At 74.6% G+C, this 17763-nt stretch carries 16 protein-coding genes and 1 tRNA gene; 12 read left to right on the plus strand and 5 right to left on the minus strand.

The features are described from left to right. The first annotated feature begins 14 nt into the window (after positions 1 to 14). Positions 15 to 1016 (plus strand): LacI family DNA-binding transcriptional regulator, encoded by a 1002-nt coding sequence (locus EV372_RS20210; RefSeq protein WP_130397271.1) that lies wholly within the window; start codon positions 15 to 17, stop codon positions 1014 to 1016. A gap of 119 nt (positions 1017 to 1135) precedes the next feature. Here the strand turns inward: EV372_RS20210 and EV372_RS20215 are convergent, their stop codons facing one another. Then, on the minus strand, positions 1136 to 2608 hold the full coding sequence (locus EV372_RS20215) for a potassium/proton antiporter (protein ID WP_197044284.1): 1473 nt from the start codon (positions 2606 to 2608) through the stop codon (positions 1136 to 1138). Positions 2609 to 2655: 47 nt separating this feature from the next. Here EV372_RS20215 and EV372_RS20220 point away from each other — a divergent pair, with 47 nt between their 5' ends. Continuing rightward, complete coding sequence (locus tag EV372_RS20220; protein WP_130397272.1) at positions 2656 to 3480, plus strand: universal stress protein; 825 nt, start codon at positions 2656 to 2658, stop codon at positions 3478 to 3480. A gap of 129 nt (positions 3481 to 3609) precedes the next feature. Here EV372_RS20220 and EV372_RS20225 read toward each other — a convergent pair whose 3' ends face one another. From EV372_RS20225 to EV372_RS20240, 4 genes are all read right to left on the minus strand, one after another. Beyond that, positions 3610 to 4089, minus strand: a complete 480-nt coding sequence (locus tag EV372_RS20225; protein ID WP_130397273.1) for an SRPBCC family protein — start codon at positions 4087 to 4089, stop codon at positions 3610 to 3612. Further along, positions 4086 to 4415 carry an ArsR/SmtB family transcription factor gene (locus EV372_RS20230; RefSeq protein ID WP_130397274.1) on the minus strand — a complete coding sequence of 110 codons (330 nt, stop codon included), beginning with the start codon at positions 4413 to 4415 and terminating at the stop codon, positions 4086 to 4088. The genes EV372_RS20225 and EV372_RS20230 overlap by 4 nt, the downstream gene beginning before the upstream one ends. A gap of 126 nt (positions 4416 to 4541) precedes the next feature. Further along, on the minus strand, positions 4542 to 5771 hold the full coding sequence (locus EV372_RS20235) for an MFS transporter (RefSeq protein WP_130397275.1): 1230 nt from the start codon (positions 5769 to 5771) through the stop codon (positions 4542 to 4544). 204 nt (positions 5772 to 5975) lie between these two features. Beyond that, a complete protein-coding gene (locus EV372_RS20240; protein WP_130397276.1) occupies positions 5976 to 6572 on the minus strand; it encodes a TetR/AcrR family transcriptional regulator in 597 nt (198 codons plus the stop codon). Between the two features lie 201 nt (positions 6573 to 6773). On the opposite strand from EV372_RS20240, the gene EV372_RS20245 reads away from it, so the two are divergent. From EV372_RS20245 to EV372_RS20290, 10 genes are all read left to right on the plus strand, one after another. Beyond that, the gene (locus EV372_RS20245) at positions 6774 to 7775 is read left to right on the plus strand and encodes an aldo/keto reductase (protein WP_130397277.1); all 1002 of its coding nucleotides are present in this window, start codon (positions 6774 to 6776) and stop codon (positions 7773 to 7775) included. A gap of 153 nt (positions 7776 to 7928) precedes the next feature. Continuing rightward, a complete protein-coding gene (locus EV372_RS20250; protein ID WP_130399015.1) occupies positions 7929 to 8294 on the plus strand; it encodes a VOC family protein in 366 nt (121 codons plus the stop codon). Positions 8295 to 8433: 139 nt separating this feature from the next. Beyond that, entirely contained in the window at positions 8434 to 9216 is a 783-nt protein-coding gene (locus tag EV372_RS20255) for a phosphoribosyltransferase (RefSeq protein ID WP_130397278.1), read from the plus strand. A gap of 84 nt (positions 9217 to 9300) precedes the next feature. Then, positions 9301 to 9960, plus strand: coding sequence for an alpha/beta family hydrolase (locus tag EV372_RS20260; protein WP_130397279.1), 660 nt, complete (start codon positions 9301 to 9303; stop codon positions 9958 to 9960). Next, entirely contained in the window at positions 9957 to 11255 is a 1299-nt protein-coding gene (locus EV372_RS20265) for an erythromycin esterase family protein (RefSeq protein WP_130397280.1), read from the plus strand. The genes EV372_RS20260 and EV372_RS20265 overlap by 4 nt, the downstream gene beginning before the upstream one ends. Before the next feature lie 288 nt (positions 11256 to 11543). Next, positions 11544 to 13376, plus strand: a complete 1833-nt coding sequence (locus tag EV372_RS20270) for an outer membrane protein assembly factor BamB family protein (protein ID WP_130397281.1) — start codon at positions 11544 to 11546, stop codon at positions 13374 to 13376. Positions 13377 to 13487: 111 nt separating this feature from the next. Next, positions 13488 to 13561 (plus strand) — tRNA-Pro (locus EV372_RS20275). Between the two features lie 581 nt (positions 13562 to 14142). Then, complete coding sequence (locus EV372_RS20280; protein ID WP_130397282.1) at positions 14143 to 15582, plus strand: GntT/GntP/DsdX family permease; 1440 nt, start codon at positions 14143 to 14145, stop codon at positions 15580 to 15582. A 133-nt stretch (positions 15583 to 15715) separates the two neighbouring features. Next, the gene (locus tag EV372_RS20285) at positions 15716 to 16891 is read left to right on the plus strand and encodes a CaiB/BaiF CoA transferase family protein (RefSeq protein WP_130397283.1); all 1176 of its coding nucleotides are present in this window, start codon (positions 15716 to 15718) and stop codon (positions 16889 to 16891) included. Then, complete coding sequence (locus tag EV372_RS20290) at positions 16891 to 17760, plus strand: HpcH/HpaI aldolase/citrate lyase family protein (protein WP_130397284.1); 870 nt, start codon at positions 16891 to 16893, stop codon at positions 17758 to 17760. The genes EV372_RS20285 and EV372_RS20290 overlap by 1 nt, the downstream gene beginning before the upstream one ends. The last annotated feature ends 3 nt before the right edge of the window (positions 17761 to 17763 follow it).

Here is a 17763-nt window from a genome sequence, read left to right on the forward strand (position 1 = left end):
GTAGAAGGTCCCCCATGAGCTCACCGAAGCGCACCACCATCTACGACGTGGCCCGGGAGGCGGGTGTGGCCGCCTCGACCGTCTCGCGGGCCCTGCGCAACCCGCGCCGCGTCAACGCCGCCACGCGCGAGCACGTCCTGCGGGTCGCCGAACGCCTCGGCTACCGGCCCAGCCCCCTGGCCACCGCGCTCCAGTCGGGGCGGACCGCGACCGTGGCGATGCTGGTGCCCGACATCACCAACCCCCACTTCTTCGGCACCATCCGGGGCGCCGAGCGCCGCGCCTCCGCGGCCGGGATCACCTTCATCCTCAGCGACACCGAGGAGTCGGCCGACAACGAGCGCACCAAGATCGAGCACCTGGCGCGCTCGGTGGACGGGTTCATCCTCGCCGCCAGCCGCATGTCCGACGAGGGCATCCTGGAGCTGGCGGGGGAGCACAACCTGGCCCTGGTCAACCGCGAGGTGCGGGGCCTGCCCAGCGCCGTGGTCGACACCCGGGTCGGCAGCCGCCAGATCGTGGAGCACCTGGCCTCGCTGGGCCACCGGTCGCTGGTCTACCTGTCGGGGCCGCACCAGTCCTGGCTGGCGGGGGAGCGCTGGGAGGCGCTGCGCGAGGGCGCCGAGCTGCACGGGATCCGCGCCGTGCGCCTGGGCCCCTTCCCGCCCCGCCTGGTCGGGGGCGGCGCCGCGGCCGACGCCGTGCTGGTCACCGGGGCCACCGCCGTGGTGGCGCACAACGACCTGCTGGCGATCGGGGTCCTGCGCCGCCTGGCCGAGCGGGGCGTGCACGTGCCGGAGCGGATCAGCGTCGTGGGCTACGACGACATCTTCGGGGCCGACTTCTGCGTGCCCCCGCTCACCACCCTGGCCGGGCCCCAGGACAAGGCGGGCCGCTCGGCCGTGGAGCTGCTGCTGGAGAACCGGTCGCGCTCCACCGCCCGCGCGCCCGAACGGCGGGTCATGCTCCCCTCGCACCTGGTCATCCGCGCCTCCACCGGACAGGCGCCCGCCTGAGGGGCCGACCGGGGAGCGGCCGTGGACGGAGGGCCCCGTCCGCGGGCGGACGGCGGGGGCGGCGCCCGGCCCGGGTGATGAGCGGTCGCGGACGGCGGGGTCCCGCCCGGCGGCCCGTGTCAGGCCCCGCCCGCGCTCTCGCCCTTGGCCCAGGCGGTGACCAGCCTCTGGGCGTCGGGGCGTCGCGGCATGGCCACGATGAGCAGGTCGTTCTCCCGGATCCGTGTGTGCGCCGAGGGCACCAGCACCCGCTTGCCCCGCAGGATCGTGGTGACCAGGCCGTGCGGCGGTTCCAGCTCCCCGAGCCGCCTGCCCACGATGTGGAGCCCCGGCGCCGCGCGCACCTCGATCAGCTCGGTGCCCAGGTCGCTGATGGGCACGTCCGCCACCACGGGTTCGAGCGAGTGCCCGCCCCGGGTCAGCCCCAGCAGGCCCGCGGCGGTGCGGATGCTGGTGCCCTGCACCGCCGCGGAGACCAGCACGACGAAGAAGACGACGTTGAAGATCAGGGCTCCGTCGGGGTATCCGGCCACGAAGGGGAACGTGGCCAGCACGATCGGCACGGCCCCGCGCAGACCGGCCCAGCTGACGAAGGCGGTCTCCCGCCACGTGTAGTCGAACCACACCAGGCACAGCGCCACCGTCACCGGTCGGGCGACCAGCACCAGGACGGCGCTGACGGCCAGCCCCGAGAGCGCCACCCCCGGCAGGTCGGAGGGGAAGACCAGCATCCCCAGCAGCAGGAACAGCCCGACCTCGGCGGTGCTGGACAGCCCCTCGTGGAAGGTCCGGATGCCCCGCCGGTGCAGGGGCGCGCGGGCGCCCACGACCAGCCCGGTGACGTAGACCGCCAGGAAGCCCGAGGCGCCCGCCAGGGCCGCGGCGCCGTAGGAGACCCCGGCCACTCCCAGCGCCAGCACCGGGTAGACCCCCGCCGGTCCCAGGTTGACGCGGGTCAGCAGCCAGCTTCCGGCCAGCCCCGCCACGGCGCCCACGACCAGGCCCCCGACCAGCTGCATGAGGGCGAACAGCGCCCACTCGGCCGGTGACGGCGTGTCCTGCCAGGTGGCGATGAGGCCGATGGTGAGCAGGATGGCGATGGGGTCGTTGGCGCCGGACTCCACCTCCAGCAGGGAGGCGACCTTGCGGGGCAGCGGGGCCCTCCGTAGCATGGCGAACACCGCCGCGGCGTCGGTGGAGGCCGCGACCGCGCCGATGAGCAGGGCGGTCAGGGGGCGCACGTCCAGCAGCAGGTACGTGCCCGCCGCCAGGATCAGCGCCGTGCCCGCCACCGCCACCGTGGCCAGCGCGAACCCGGGCGCGGCGGCGCGCCGCAGGTCCCCGGGCTTGGTCGTCAGGCCGCCCTCGAAGAGGATGAGGATCAGTCCGACGGCCCCGCCGATCTGGGCGATCTCGGGGTCGTCCAGGCGGATCAGTCCGAGCCCGTCGTCGGCGATGAACATGCCCAGCGCCAGGAACAGCAGCAGGCCGGGCAGCCGGATGCGGTTGGCGAAGCCCGAGGCCAGGATCGCCGCCACCAGCAGGAGTCCGGCCGCCAGGATCCACCCGTCGGCGGGCAGGTGCACTGTCATGGTCCCCCCGTCGTCGGCTCTGGGACGCGGTGGAGGGGGGAGTGCCGATGGCCGCCGGTGATGAGGACGGCACCGCACGGGCCCCCGCCCGCGCCATCACCCGGTTCCTGGTGCCCCTGGACGGCACCGCCGGTGCGGCGGCCGCCCTGGGCCCCGCGCTGCGCGCCGCCCGCGTCCTGCGGGTCCCCCTGGAACTGCTGACCGTGCGCGACCGAGTGAACCGCGCGTGGGCCGAGGACGTCGACGCGGTCGCCGCGGGCCTGGACTACGACCGCGTCGAGGTGTCCATGGTCGGCTCCGGCTGGCCGGGGGACGTGATCGTCGACGCGGTCGCCGAGCAGCCCGGAACGGTCGTGTGCATGGCCACCCACGACCGGGACCGGTTCTCACGCCTGGTGGCGGGCAGCGTCACCGGACACGTGCTGCGCCGGGCCGCCGCCCCGGTGCTCATGATAGGTCCCGGGTACCTGTGTGACGAGGGAGGCGGGGCCGGTGGCCGCGCCCTCGTGTGCCTGGACGGCGGTTCCCGCGACGCCGACACCCTCGCCCTGGGACAGGGGTGGGCCCGCCAGTTCGGGCTGGAGGTGGAGCTGGTGCACGTGGCCTCGCCCGGCGGGGCGGCCGTGGCCGAGGCGCGGCTGTCGGGGGCCGCCCGGAGGCTGGAGGCGGACGGCCTGGCGGTGCGGACGACCGTGCTGACCGGCACCGATCCGGCGGGCGACATCACCGGGCTGCTCCACCGCCGCCCCGGTGCCCTGGCGGTGCTCGCCAGCCGCGCCCGGGTGGGGATTCCCAAGCTCGTCCTGGGCGGCGTCAGCTCGCGGATCCTCGCGGCCAGCCCCCGCCCCGTCCTCCTCACGCGCTCCTCCTGAGGCGGGCACCCCGGCGGGCTGACCGGAAGCGCCACAGGTGTTCCCCGAGGGGCCCTGGCCTCGGTGGTCTCGTACCCGTGGCTGGTCGCGACCGTCCGACTCCGCCGCGAGGCGCGAGACCACGGTGCGTCAGTCGGTGGCCAGGGTCTGGCGGTAGTGCGCGATCAGCGCCTCGTCGGGACCGGCCTGCGTCCGCTCCGCGCGTCCGTCCAGCACGGCGGCGAGCGTGCGCAGGCACACGTCCCACCCGGCCGCGGTGTCGGCCGTCCAGGCAGGGTCGGCGACGGTGTTGGACAGGCGCAGCACGCACCCGTCGCCGTCCTCCTCCAGGGTCCAGCGCAGGTCCTCGCCGTCCCAGCGGAAGGCCAGGACGTGCGGCGGCGCGAACTCGGTGATCGGCGCGGTCCGCGGTTCCTCGCCGGGGAAGGTGAGCGTGAGGGCGCCGCCCTCGCGCGCGTCGATCGCCACCCGGCACGGGAACCACCGGCTGAGCGCCTCGTCGGTGGTCAGTGCGGCCCACACCGCCGGCAGCGGGTGCGGGTAGCGGCGGGTGAAGTGCAGTACGGGTGCGCCGGGCGTGCTCGCGTCGACGCGGACCTCGGTGCTCATGGCTGCTGCCCCTCCTGTGGGTGCGTGGAGTCCAGGTAGTCGCCCAGTTCGTCCAGCCGGTCCGTCCAGAACGCCCGGTAGGGGCGCAGCCAGTCGTCCAGGTCGCGCAGCGCCTCGGCCCGCAGGCGGTAGCGCCGCCCCTGCCGCTCGGCGGTCTCGGAGACCAGCCCGGCGGTGCGCAGCACGCGCAGGTGCTTGGAGACGTTGGGCTGGCTCATGTCCAGTCCGGCGACCAGGTCCTTGACGAGCAGGCCCTCGCTGCGGCGCAGCGCGTCCAGGATGCGGCGCCTGCTGGGCTCGGCCAGGACGGCGAACAGATCGGGCATACACCGAATATGCCTTCTCAGTTATATAACTGTCAAGGCATTGAAGAGGGTGTGTGCCCCGCTCCCCGGTGGGGCGGTCTGCGGGGAGCGGGGAAGGCCGTGCCGGGTCGGGGCGCCCGGTCGGGCTCAGGCGTCCGTGGGGTGGGCGGCCCGGTCCTCCTCGACCGGCCGCGGCGCGGCCGGGGGCGGCACGTACAGGTCGGTGGCCTCGTGGCCCACCCTGCGCGCGGTCAGGGCCGCGGGCACCATGGCCAGCAGCGCGAGCAGGGCCAGGCCGACGCCGACCCACAGCGGTGCGCGCAGGCCGAAGGCGTCGATGCCCATGCCGCCGACCCAGGAGCCGACGACCACGCCCATGGTGATGAACGAGGAGTGGACGGTGTTGACCAGGGCGCGCGGGTTCCCGGCGCGCTGGACGCGGGTGATCATCGCGGGGTTCAGCGTGATGCCCACCAGGCCGATGCCCGCCATCGCCAGCAGGGCGGGGACCGGCAGGTCCGCGAAGAGGGCGAAGACGCCCAGGAAGACCGTGTTGAGCGCCAGACCGGCCACGATGACGGTCACGGTGTGGGACATGGCCAGGCGGCCGACCACGATGTTGCCGATGACCGTCGCCCCGCCGTAGCCCAGGAGCAGCAGCGGCACGATGTCGCGGGAGAACCCGGTGACCTCGGTGAGGATCGGCGTGAAGTAGGAGAACGCCGCGAAGGTGGCGCCGATGATGAGCGTGGAGGTGGCCATGACCGTCCACAGGCGCGGGCGGCGGAACACCTCCAGCTCGGAGCGCAGGGCTCCGGCCTCCTCGGCCTTCTCCAGGCGCGGCAGCGCGAGCATGGTGGCCACGGCCACGACCACGGTCAGTACGCCGACGGCGGCGAAGGCGGCGCGCCAGCCGAACTGGCCGCCGATGAGCGTGGACAGCGGCAGGCCGAGCAGGGTGCCCACCATGAGGCCCTGGAGGGCCACACCGGTGGCGCGCCCGCGCAGGTGCGGCGCGGTGACCTGCGCGACCGCCGACAGGGCGACGCCGAAGAAGGCTCCGGCGGCCGCTCCGGTGATCACGCGGGCCACGAGCATGGGCCAGTAGGAAGTGGAGAGGGCGGCCAGCGCGTTGCCGACGAAGAAGATGGCGAAGAGCACCATCAGGGCGTGGTTCGTGCGCAGCCGGAGCACCGACAGGGTCGCCAGCGGACCGCCGAGCGCCATCGCCAGTGCGAACGCGGTGATGAGGTAGCCGATCTGCGGGATGGTGGCCCCCAGGTCCTCGGACATCTGCGGCATGAGTCCACCGACGAGCAGCTCGCTGGTGACCATGGCGAAGATGCCGAGCGCCATGAGGTAGACGGACTTGGGCATGGGAGGTTCCCTTCCAAGTTTTGTATTGTTCAGACCAAAAAAAGGACGTACGGAGAGGCAGAAGAGGAGATGTGCGGCGGACAGCGCGGCGGCACCGGCGCGGAGACGGAGGGGCCGCGCGGGCGAACGGGGTCGGGGGTGGTCGGGTCGGGGGATCGGGTCCGGGGGCGGAGGGAGGAGTGGGAGGGGCGGGAGCGGCGCGGGTCAGGGGCGGAGCGCCTCGATGCCGGTGGAGGCGATGCCCTCCAGCACCGTGCGCCCGGCGCCCGACTGGGCCGCGACCCTCATCCCGGAGATGAGAGAGACCACGTACCAGGCCAGGTCGCCGGGGTCGCGGTCGGCGGCGACCGAGCCGTCGAGCTGGCCGTCCATGACGGTCAGACGCAGTGAGGACAGGCGTTTGCGCAGGTCGGCCTCCACCACCTGGGCGACTTCCGGATTGCGCGAGGCGATCGTGGTGATGGTGTTGACGGTGAAGCAGCCTGCTCCGCGGCCGCTCTCCCTGTTGGCCGCCTCGTCGGCCACGATCACGGCGAGCAGCGCCCCGATCCGGTCCAGTCCGCTGCCCTCGGCGGAGTCCAGCACGGTTCCCTGGCGAGCGGTCATGGTGGTGACGTAGTGGGAGAGCGCCCGGCGGAACAGGTGCTCCTTGGAGTGGAAGGTGTTGTAGAGACTGCTGCGGGTCAGTCCGGTCGCCTGGCACAGGTCGGCCGTGGAGGTCCCGTCGAAGCCCTTGGCCCGGAACTCTTCGTAGGCGGCCCGGATCACGTGCTCCTCGTCGAACTGGCGTGGTCTTCCCATGCTCCAGACGGTACCAGTTTATGGACTGATCGTCACAAAAAACCGGGGACGGAACCGGGGTGCCGTTCGGGGCCGTGGAAGTGGTAGGCCAGGGGCGCGGGCGCTGGGACCGCGCCCGCCGGACGCCGTCCGGAGCGGCCCCCTCCACGGGACCGGGCATCCGACCGGCACCGTCCACCAGCGCAGAGGGAGAGACAGGCGATGGAACACAGTCCCGGTACGCGGGTCCGGCTGGGCGGGTCCCCGGTCGAGCTCAGCCCCCTCGGGCTGGGCACCGCCCCGCTCGGCAACGGCGGCTACCGGGAGGTGGACGAGGAGGACGCGGCCGCGACGGTCCTGGCGGCGTGGGAGGCGGGCGTGCGCTACTTCGACACCGCTCCCCACTACGGCCTGGGCCTGGCCGAGCGCCGCCTGGGCCGCGCCCTGGCCGGTCTGCCCCGCGAGCAGTACACGGTCTCGACCAAGGTCGGCCGCCTGCTGGAGCCCACCCCGCACCGCGCCGGGCGGCTGGACGACCAGGGCTTCGCCGTTCCCGCCGCGTACGGGCGGCGGTGGGACTTCAGCGCCGACGGGGTGCGCCGCTCCCTGGAGCGGAGCCTGGAGCGGCTCGGCCTGGACCGGGTGGACGTGGTGCTCCTGCACGACCCCGACCACCACTGGGAGCAGGCGGTCGGCGAGGCCTACCCGGCCCTGCACGAGCTGCGCGACCAGGGCGTGGTCGGCGCGATCGGCGCGGGCATGAACCAGGCGCGCATGCTGGAGCGCTTCGCCGTGGAGACCGACGTGGACGCCGTGCTGCTCGCGGGCAGGTACACGCTGCTGGACCAGGGGGCGGCGGCCACGATGCTCCCGGCCTGCCTGCGCGCGGGGGTGTCGGTGATCGCGGCCGGGGTGTTCAACAGCGGGATCCTGGCCGTGGACGAGCCCTCCGCCGACGCCACCTACGACTACGCGGCCGCTCCCGGGCCGCTGCGCGACCGGGCGCTGCGGATCGCCGCGGTGGCCCGCCGCCACGGGGTCAGCCTGCCCCAGGCGGCGATGGCCTTCTGCGCGCGCCACCCGGCGGTGGCCGGGGTCCTGGTGGGTGCCCGCTCGGCCGGGGAGATCACGCACGACGCCCGCCTCCTGGCGGCCCCGGTCCCCGAGGACCTGTGGGCGGACCTGGAGGCCGAGGGCCTGCTCGTCCCGGGAACCGCGTCCTGACCCCCGCGGCCCGAGCCCCCAGGCGGACGGACGCGAGGACCGCTCCGCCCGCCCGCACCGGTCGCGGGGTCTCCCGGAGCCGCGGGCCCGCGTCGTAGGGTGGCCCTGCGGTCCGCGGCCGCGGACCGCAGGGCCTACCGAGGGGAGCGCCACGTGCGCCTGGTCTGGGTACTCGACACCAACGACCTCCATGCCGCCGCCGACTTCTGGTGCGCCGCTCTGGGCTTCGAGCGCGAGGAGGGCCAGCACCCGGTCTACCTCGCGCTGAAGGACCCGGACGGGCGCTGGCCCGACCTGGTCCTCCAGAAGGTGCCCGAGCCCCGCTCCGGCAAGAACCGGATGCACCCGGACCTGGTCGTCCACGACCTGGACGCGGAGGTCGAGCGGCTGCGTGCGCTGGGCGCGGAGGTGCTGCGCCCGGCCTACGAGGAGGACGGCCACCTGCTGGTGGTCCTGGCCGACCCCGAGGGCAACGAGTTCTGCGTGGTCGAGCGCCTCGACGGCACCCTGGGCGGGTAGCGCGAGCCCGGTCCGCGTCATGTGTGCGCCGCAGGCGCCGGGGTAGCGCTCACCACACGGCCCGCGCGCCGCCGAACCGCGCGGACGCGGGCCGTCGCGCCACGGGATCCAGACGACGCGACCGGGTGAGGTGGCACACGTGTTTCGGGACCGGCGGGAGGCGGGCGAGCGGCTCGCCCGCGCGGTGGCGGAGCGGGCGGGACCGCGCCCGCGCGTGCTGGCCCTGCCCCGGGGCGGTGTCCCCGTGGCCAGGCCCGTCGCCGACGCGCTCGGCGTGCCGCTGGACATCGTGGTCGCGCGCAAGATCCCCGCCCCCGGCAGCCCGGAGACGGCGATCGGGGCGACCACCGCAGAGGGCCCCGCGCTGTTCGACCAGAGGGCGCTGGACCTGCTGGGCATCCCCGAGGGGCGCCTGGCCGAGATGGTCGGGGCCCAGCGGGTCGAGGCGCGGCGCAGGCTGCTGGCCTACCGCGGGGAGGACCCCGAGCCCGAGGTCACCGGATACGACGTCGTGGTGGTCGACGACGGCCTGGCCACCGGGATGAGCGCCCGGGCGGCGCTGACCTCGGTGCTCGCCCGGCGCCCCGCGTCCCTGACGCTGGCCGTCCCCGTGGGCGCGCCCGAAGCCGTCCGCGCGCTCTCCGACGTCTGCGACCGGGTCGTCTGCCTGGAGACGCCGCCGGACTTCGGCGCGGTCAGCCTCTGGTACGCGAGGTTTCCCCAGGTCACCGATGACGAGGTGCGCGGCCTGCTGGTGAGGCTTCCCCGAGGCCCCGGCAGCTCCAGTGACCCCGACGGCCCCGGCCCCGGTGGCCCTAGCCCCGGCGACTCCGCGGGCCCCGGCGGCTCCCACGGCTCCGGCGGTCCCGGCGGCTCCCACGGCTCCGGCGGTCCCGGAGGCGGCCCTCCCGGCCGTCCCTGACCGTCACCGGCCGCCGCGCACGCGGCGGACGACACCGGGTCGGCGCGCCGCACGGGAGCCCGGCCCCCACGAAGGGAGAGGACCATGACCGCCGTCGACGTGACGATACGCACGACGGACGCGCTACTCGACGGGCGGCTGGCCGTGTTCCCCGGGGCGACCGCGGTCGTGGCCTTCGCGCACGGCAGCGGAAGCTCACGCCACAGCCCGCGCAACCGGGCCGTCGCCGAGGAGCTCAACCGGGTCGGGGTCGCCACGCTCCTGCTGGACCTGCTCACCCCGGAGGAGGAGCGCGCCGACAGCGCGACCGGGCGGCAGCGCTTCGACATCGACCTGCTCACCCGGCGGCTCACCGGCACCGTGGACTGGCTGGCCGGACACGAGGACACCGCGGGGACGCCCATCGGCCTGTTCGGCGCCAGCACCGGCGCCGCCGCCGCGCTGAGGACCGCGGCCGAGCGCCCCGACCTGGTCGCCGCGGTGGTCTCGCGCGGCGGCCGCCCCGACCTCGCGGGCACCGAGGCGCTCCAGGTCGTGCGCGCCCCCACACTGCTCATCGTCGGCGGCGCGGACACCGAGGTCCTGCGGCTCAACGAGGACGCGGCCGACCGGCTCAGCGCCCCGCACCGGATCCACGTCGTCCCCCGCGCCACCCACCTGTTCGAGGAACCGGGGGCGCTGGAGGAGGTGGCCGACGCCGCCTCCGGCTGGTTCGCGGGCATCCTGGGCGAGGCGGAGCGATGAGCCCCGGGACCGGCCCGGACGCCCTCCTGCGGTTGTCCGGCCCGAGGTCGCTGGACCCGCTCCTGGAGCGGATCGGCGACGCGCGCTACGTGCTGCTGGGCGAGGCCTCGCACGGCACCGCCGAGTTCTACCGCTGGCGGGCGGAACTGACCCGGCGGCTGATCGACGAGGCGGGCTTCTCCTTCGTCGCGGTGGAGGGCGACTGGCCCGACTTCCAGCAGCTGCACTGCGGCGTCGTGGGCGCGCCGGGGGCGCCCGAGGACCCCAGGCAGATCCTGGAGGGCTTCCGCAGGTGGCCGCAGTGGATGTGGGCCAACACCGAGGTGCTGGAGTTCGCCCGGTGGCTGCGCGAACACAACCTGGGACGCGCGCCGGAGCGGCGCGCCGGATTCTTCGGCCTGGACGTCTACAGCCTGTGGGAGTCGCTGTACGCGGTGCTGGGGTGGCTGCGCGAGAACATGCCCGAGCAGGTGGAACCGGCGCTGAACGCCTACCGCTGCTTCCAGCCCTACGGGGAGGACCCCCAGGCCTACGCCCGCGCGACGCGGCTGGTGCCCGAGAGCTGCGAGGCGGAGGTCGTGCGCCTGCTGGCCGGACTGCGCGAGCGGGCGGGGGAGGCCTCCTCCGCCGAGGACCTGGCCGAGTTCGCCGCGCGCCAGAACGCCGAGGTGCTCGCGGACGCCGAGCAGTACTACCGGGCGCTGGTGCGCGGCGGCCCCGAGTCGTGGAACGTCCGCGACCGCCACATGGCCGACACGCTCGACCGGCTCATGGAGTACCACGGGCCCGGAGCCAAGGCCGTGGTGTGGGAGCACAACACCCATGTCGGCGACGCGCGCGCCACCGACATGGCCGCCTCGGGCATGGTCAACGTGGGGCAGCTGGTGCGCGAGCGCCACGGCGACGAGGGCGTGGTCCTCGTCGGCTTCGGCACCTACGAGGGCCGGGTCATGGCGGCCCGGGCCTGGGGAGGGACCCCCGAACCGATGCCGGTGCCCGCGGCGCGCCACGGGAGCGTGGAGGCGCTGCTGCACCAGTCGTTCGAGGGGGAGACGGGCCTGCTGCTCCTGACCGGCGACGGGGCGGTCGATCCGTTCGCGGGAGAGGTCCTGCCGCACCGCGCCGTCGGCGTCATCTACCACCCCGGACGCGACGGGCTGCGCAACTACGTGCCGACCGTGCTGGGGGAGCGCTACGACGCCTTCGTGTTCGTCGACCGCACCCGCGCGCTCACGCCCCTGCACGAGGTCGAGGAGGACTCGGGCGAGGAGGGGACCTGGCCCAGCGGCCAGTGACCCGGCCGGGCCCCGTCCCTGACCCGGCCGCGCCCGACGCCGCGAGCGGATCGCGACCGCGTGCGGGGTCTCGCGCCTGTGCGCACGGGTTGCGACCGGACCTCTGGAACCGGGCGGGCACCGGGCGCCCCGCCGTCCGGATCCCGTCCGCTGCTAGGTTGTCCGCGGACATGACCGACGGTGCGGCCGTGCGGACACGGCGCCGCCGTCTCCGGCGCGGCCCCGGAGCCGGGGAGAGCAGTGGACGGGGCAGGGGAGCCGGAGCGGCGCCGACACATGAGGAGCGCCTTGGCGTGGTCCGGGGCGGGGCTGCTCGCGGGCGCCCTGCTCCTGGCGGCCGCCACGGTGACCCGCGGCTGGGGAAGGTACGAGGACGGCCTGCTGGAGGAGACCGGCGGCTGGTGGATCCCAGGGGCGGCCGTCGCCGGACTGGCCCTGTTCTACGGGATCCGCTGGAACCTGACGCGTTCCCGCCGCCTCGACGACGATCCCGAGGGCCGGGCGTACGCGGTCTGGCTCGCCCTGGCCGCCCTCGGCGGCGTGTACCCGGCCGTCGCGGGCTTCCCGCGCGACTCCTTCCCGGCCACCGCGGAGACGGCCTGGCACTACGACCCCTCGCCCGCGGCGGCGGCCATGTGGCTCGTCGTCTGCGCGGTCGTGCTGGGGTGCCTGTTGATGCTGGCGTCGGTGCGGCCGCAGAGTCCCGCGCCACTGCGCCGCTCACTGCCCTTCGCCGCGGCGGGCGTCCTCACCGTCGTACTGGTCAGCGTGCTGGTGGGCGTGACCGCCTTCCCCCGGGAACCGCACACCACCGCAGCGGAGGGCGGCGACCCGCCACCGGTGCCGGAGACGGTCAGCCGGGTGGGGTGGAGCTGGGCGCCCCCGATGGGCGCGCGGATCGAGGAGGTCCGCGCGGGCACCCACGGGCCCCTGGTCCTGCTCGGCGACGGCGCGGTCTCCCTGGACGGTGAGACCGGCGAGGAGCGGTGGTCCTTCCGGCGCCCGCGCGACCACGGCCGGAGCGTGTGGGCCGACGACGCGCACGTGTACGTGCGCTACGTCCGCGGCGGTGTTCCCGAGGGCGCCGAACCCGGCGCGGACGGGGAGCCGGTGGAGCGGACCACGGCGGTGCTCGACATCGCGACCGGTGAGGTCACCGGCGAACACACCGCGCTCCAGCAGGACGGGTGGGGCGGTCTCGTCGCGATGACCCCCGAGGCCCGGGTCGGACTCGTCCGGACGGGGCCCGGCGGCTCGCTCGCGTTGAGCGCGAGGTCGCTGGACGGCGGAGAGGAGCTGTGGTCGCGCACGCTGGCGGAGGCCGACGACGGCCGGGCCTGCCGCCACGAGGACCCCCTGCGGTACGGCGACCTCCTGGTCACCCTGCACGGGTGCGCCCCCGAGCGGCAGAGCGGGCTGGGGGACTATTCGGACTACGAGAGCTTCTTCGACCTCTTCTCGGGCGAGAACCGGGTGGAGGTCGCGGTCACGGCGGTGGACCTCACCACCGGGGAGGAGGCTTGGCGCCACACCTGGGTCACCGAACCGGGGGAGACGGCACCCGAACCGGTCGGAGGCGGTCACCCGGCCGGAGAGGGTGACCCGGTGGTCGTGCTGGAGCAGTACGACGCCGATCCGGCCCTGCGCGTGCTCGACGCGGCCACCGGGGAGCGGATCGACCGCCTTCCCGAACTCGTGGCGGACGAGGACTGGGGCAGGGACGAGGACTACGGAGGGGAGAGCGTGGTAAGGGCCGACACCGCGGGCGGCGTGCTCCACGAGGACCTGCGCGACGGTTCGCTGCTCCACCGCGTGGACGCCTCCGGCGAGATCACCGCGACGGCCGACCCGGGCGACCTCCTCAGCGGGCTCGCCAGCATGGCGAACGTGGTCGCGCTGGAGGACGCCGTGGTCATCCCGCGCGTCCCGGCCACCGCCTGGGGCGAGGAGAGGTCGGTCGAGGTGGCGGTCGCGCCCTTCGGCGAGTCGGTGTCCCGGGACACCGCGCGGTGGATCGCCCCCGAGGGCCAGGTGCTGGTCGACGTGCTCGCGGTCCCCGGAGCGGTCGTCGTGCACACGGGCGAGGACGAGGAGTCCCTCGTCGAGGGGCTGGTGCCCTGAGCGGGCCCTTCGCGTTCGGCGTCCGCGGCCCGGTATCCGGTTCGAGAGCCCTGCCGGATGCGATACAGTTTCACCTGTTGGCGGCGCCGGGAACGGCGTTCGCGCAGCGGACGGGACGTAGCGCAGTTTGGCAGCGCACTTGACTGGGGGTCAAGGGGTCGTGGGTTCAAATCCCGCCGTCCCGACAGAGGAATAGCAGGTCAGCGAGGGGTCCACCGGAAGGTGGGCCCCTTTCCGCGTTCCCGGTGGGGTGGAAGCGGGGCTGCGACCGGGGCGTGTGGGCCGTCAGTCCGCGCCGTCGAGCGCCCGTGCCGTTGACCGGCCTGCCACCGGCTGCCCCCGGCCGCGCGGAGCACCGCCGCGGCCCGTTGCGAAGTCATCGGCACAGCCCGCCGTCCGGGGCGTTCGCGCCGGTATAAGCGCTGCTTATGAGCCCCATGGAGACGGGCCCCTACCCGGCGGTACCGACTTCGTGTTGCATGGTCGGGTCTGTGGCGCGGACCACAGGGCGACGCGTCCATCCGCAGCCACGCGGCGCAGCGCCGTTTTCGTCGCTCCACGGGAGGGCGTGCCTGCGATACGGCTCTGGAGCACCCCGGGGCGGACCCGCTCACGCCGCTCCACCGCGGATGTGCGAGCGTTTCCGCCAAGGCGGCCGCGCTTCCGCGCGGCTTCAGGCGGTGGAGAGACCGGACCGGTCGCGGTCCGCCTCAGTGACACGGAGCCTGACACCGCCCCCCATCAGGTCTGAACGGAAAAGAGCCAGATGACTGACACCTTGGTCGTGGCGCACACGGCGATAGCGATCATCGGCGTGGTGCTGCTGATCCTGGCCGCCCGCGTCGAGCCGGTGATCGCACTCGTGATCGGGTCGATCTACCTGGGACTCGCGGCCGGGCTGGGGTTCGAGAACACCATCTCGACCATCGCCCAGGGCTTCGGCGACATCATGACCGAAGTCGGGCTGCTCATCGGATTCGGCGTCCTGTTGGGGTCGCTGCTGTTCCGCATGGGCGCCCTGCAGAAACTGGTGGAGCTGCTGCTGAGACTGCTCGGTCCCAGACGGCTCCCCTACGCGCTCGCCTCCGTGCTGAGCACGGTCTTCCCGTCCATCTACGTGGACGTGCAGCTCGTGCTCGCCGCCCCGCTGGCCCGCTCCGCCGCGCCCGGCCTGGGCCGCAACGGCGTCGGCATGATGGGCGGCGCGCTCAGCACCGGCATCCTCGTCGGCTACGTGTTCGTGATCCCCGGTCTGGGAACCGTGTCGATCGCCGGTCTGCTGGGCGTCCCGCTCGGCACGATGCTGCTCTACGGCTTCGGTGTCGGGCTGGCCACGGCGGTGCTCACCGTGTTCCTCTACGGCGTCCTGCTGAGGTTCGGGTTCTGGAACCCGGACAAGGACGAGACCGCCCCGGTGGCGGTCGGCGCCCACGAGCCCGCCGGTGCCGCGCAGCCCGTGGGCGCCGCGCCCGGCGGCAGCGGCAGCGGCGGCGTCAGCGACGGAGCCGGCGACGACGGCACGGCGAAGGTCGCCGAGACGGCGCCGCGGACCCCGCCGCTCTACGTCTCCCTGCTGCCCATCCTCGTCCCGCTGGTCATGATCGCCGCCGGGGCGATCGCCGAGGCCGCGGGCGTGACCTCTCCCGTGGTCGCCTTCTTCGGCGACCCGGTGCTGGCGCTCTTCGTCGGCCTGGTCGGCGCCTACCTGCTGTCGCGGGGCGTGCTGGGCAACGCGCGCACCAACGACGCGCTGGGCGAGGGACTCAACACCACCGGGCAGATCCTGCTGGTCACCGGCGTGGGCGGTTCGCTGGGCGCGGTGATCGGCGAGACGGCGCTGGAAGGGGTCCTGGGCGGCCTGTTCTCCGCCGATGCGGGCACACCGGCGCTCGTCGCGGTGCTGCTGGCCTGGCTGGTGGCGGCCGTGCTGCACGTGGCCATCGGCTCGATCTCCGTCGCCGCCATCGCGGCCGCGGGCATCCTCGCCCCGATCATGGGCAGCCTGGACCTGCCGCCCGCGGTCCTGGGGCTGTCCATCGGCGCGGGCGCCCTGTTCGCGCTCCACGTGAACAGCAACTTCTTCTGGATGTTCCAGTCGCTGCTCGGTGTGACCACCCGGGGCACGCTCAAGGCGCTGACCTTCGTGACCTCACTGGCCTCGGTGGTCTCGCTGGTCATCGTCGTGGGCATCAGCCTCGTCGTCTAGCAGGGACACCGCCGCGAGTCGCGGCCACCGTCCCTCCGGGCCGCCGCGTGCGCGCAGGCCCGGAGGGACGCGGCTCCCGGCGCCCCCCGCACCTGTGGCGCACCCGACCTTCCCACACACGCAGGAGAGAACCATGCAGCCGCTTCGCGGTGTCACCGTCGTGTCCCTGGAGCAGGCCATCGCCGCTCCCTATGCCAGCCGCCACCTGGCCGACATGGGCGCCCGCGTCATCAAGGTCGAGCGCCCCGGCACGGGCGACTTCGCCCGCGGCTACGACTCCCGCGTCAACGGCATGAGCTCGCACTTCGTGTGGGTCAACCGCAACAAGGAGTCCCTGACGCTGGACATCAAGGACCCGCGCGGCAGCGAGGTGCTGCGCCGGCTGCTGGCCCGCGCCGACGTCTTCATCCAGAACCTGGCGCCGGGGGCCGCGGCCCGCGCCGGGCTGGGCGCCGCCGAGCTGCACGCGCGACACCCCGGGCTCATCGTCTGCGACATCTCCGGCTACGGTTCCCCCGGCCCCTACGAGACGATGAAGGCCTACGACCTGCTGGTGCAGAGCGAGTCGGGCCTGCTGTCGGTGACGGGCAGCGGCGAGGAGATGGCCAAGGTCGGCATCTCGGTCTCCGACATCGCCGCGGGCATGTACGCCTACAGTTCGATCCTGGGCGCGCTGCTCGAACGCGCGCGCACAGGGAAGGGCGCGCACCTGGACGTGTCGATGCTGGAGGCCACCGCCGAGTGGATGGGCTTCCCGCTCTACTACACCTACGACGGCCAGGAGCCGCCGGCGCGCGCCGGCGCGGCGCACGCCACGATCTACCCCTACGGCCCCTTCGTCGCGCGCGATGAGCAGGTGGTCCTGATAGCGATCCAGAACGAGCGCGAATGGCGCGCGTTCTGCGAGCGCTTCCTGGAGCGCCCCGCGTTCGCCGAGGACCCCGCATACGCCACCAACGCCGCCCGCAGCGCCAACCGCGACACGCTCAGGGCGGTCATCGACCGGCGCTTCGCCGAGCTGGACGGCGACGAGGCCACCTCCCTGCTCGCCGACGTCCCGGTCGCCTACGCCCGGGTGAACACCCTCGCCGACGTGTGGAACCACCCGCAGCTCGCCGCGCGCGGGCGCTGGCACGAGGTGGACACGCCGACGGGGCGGGTCCCGGCGCTGGCGCCGCCCGGCCCGCGCGACCCGGCCCCCCGCATGGACCCGGTCCCCGACCTGGGCGAGCACACCGACGCCATCCTCGGCGAACTGGGGATGACGGCCGAGGAGACCGGCGAGCTGCGGTCCGGCGGGGTGGTCTGATGGCACCGCGGACGGACGCCGCCGCGCACGCGGACGCGCTCACGTCGGCCGTCACCTGGCTGTTCGTGCCCGCGTCCCGCCCCGACCGGTTCGCCAAGGCGGTGCGCAGCGGCGCCGGCGCCGTCATCGTCGACCTGGAGGACGCCGTCCCGGCCGACGGCAAGGACGCCGCGCGCGAAGCGCTGCGGGCCGGATGGCCGAGCGTCGTCGGCTCCCGTCCACCCTCCGGCGGCGCACCCGCCGTGGCCGTGCGCGTCAACGCGCGCACCACCGCGGAGTTCGCCGCCGACGCGCGGCTCTGCCGCGAGCTGGGGCCGGACGCCGTCGTCCTGCCCAAGGCCGAGTCCGGCGACGACGTGCGGGCCGCGGCCGAGGCGAGCGGGGCGCCGGTACTACCGCTGATCGAGTCCGCCCGCGGTCTGGTGGGGCTCTCCCGGATCGCGAGCCGTCCCGAGACGGTCCGGCTGCTGTTCGGCGGGATCGACCTGGCCCTGGACCTGGGCACCGCCGACGACGCCGCGCTCGACCCGTCGCGGAGCGACCTGGTGCGCTGGTCGGCGGCGTGCTCGCTGCCGCCGCCGGTCGAGGGCGTCACCACGGACGTGCGCGACGGCGCGGCCGCGGCACGCGACGCCGCCCGCGCCCGCCGCTGGGGGTTCGGCGGCAAGCTGTGCGTGCACCCCGCCCAGGTCGCGCCCGTGGGCACCGCCTTCGCCCCCGAGGCCGCCGAGCTGGAATGGGCGCGCGGCGTACTCGCCGCGGGGGACGGGGGCGCCGTTCAGCGCGGTGGTGAGATGATCGACCGGCCGGTCGTGGAGCGCGCCCGCCGACTGCTGCGGCGCGCCGAGGGGAGGGACCGGACCGTGTAGGCC

It is taken from the genome of Nocardiopsis sp. CNZ308, assembly GCF_004217075.1.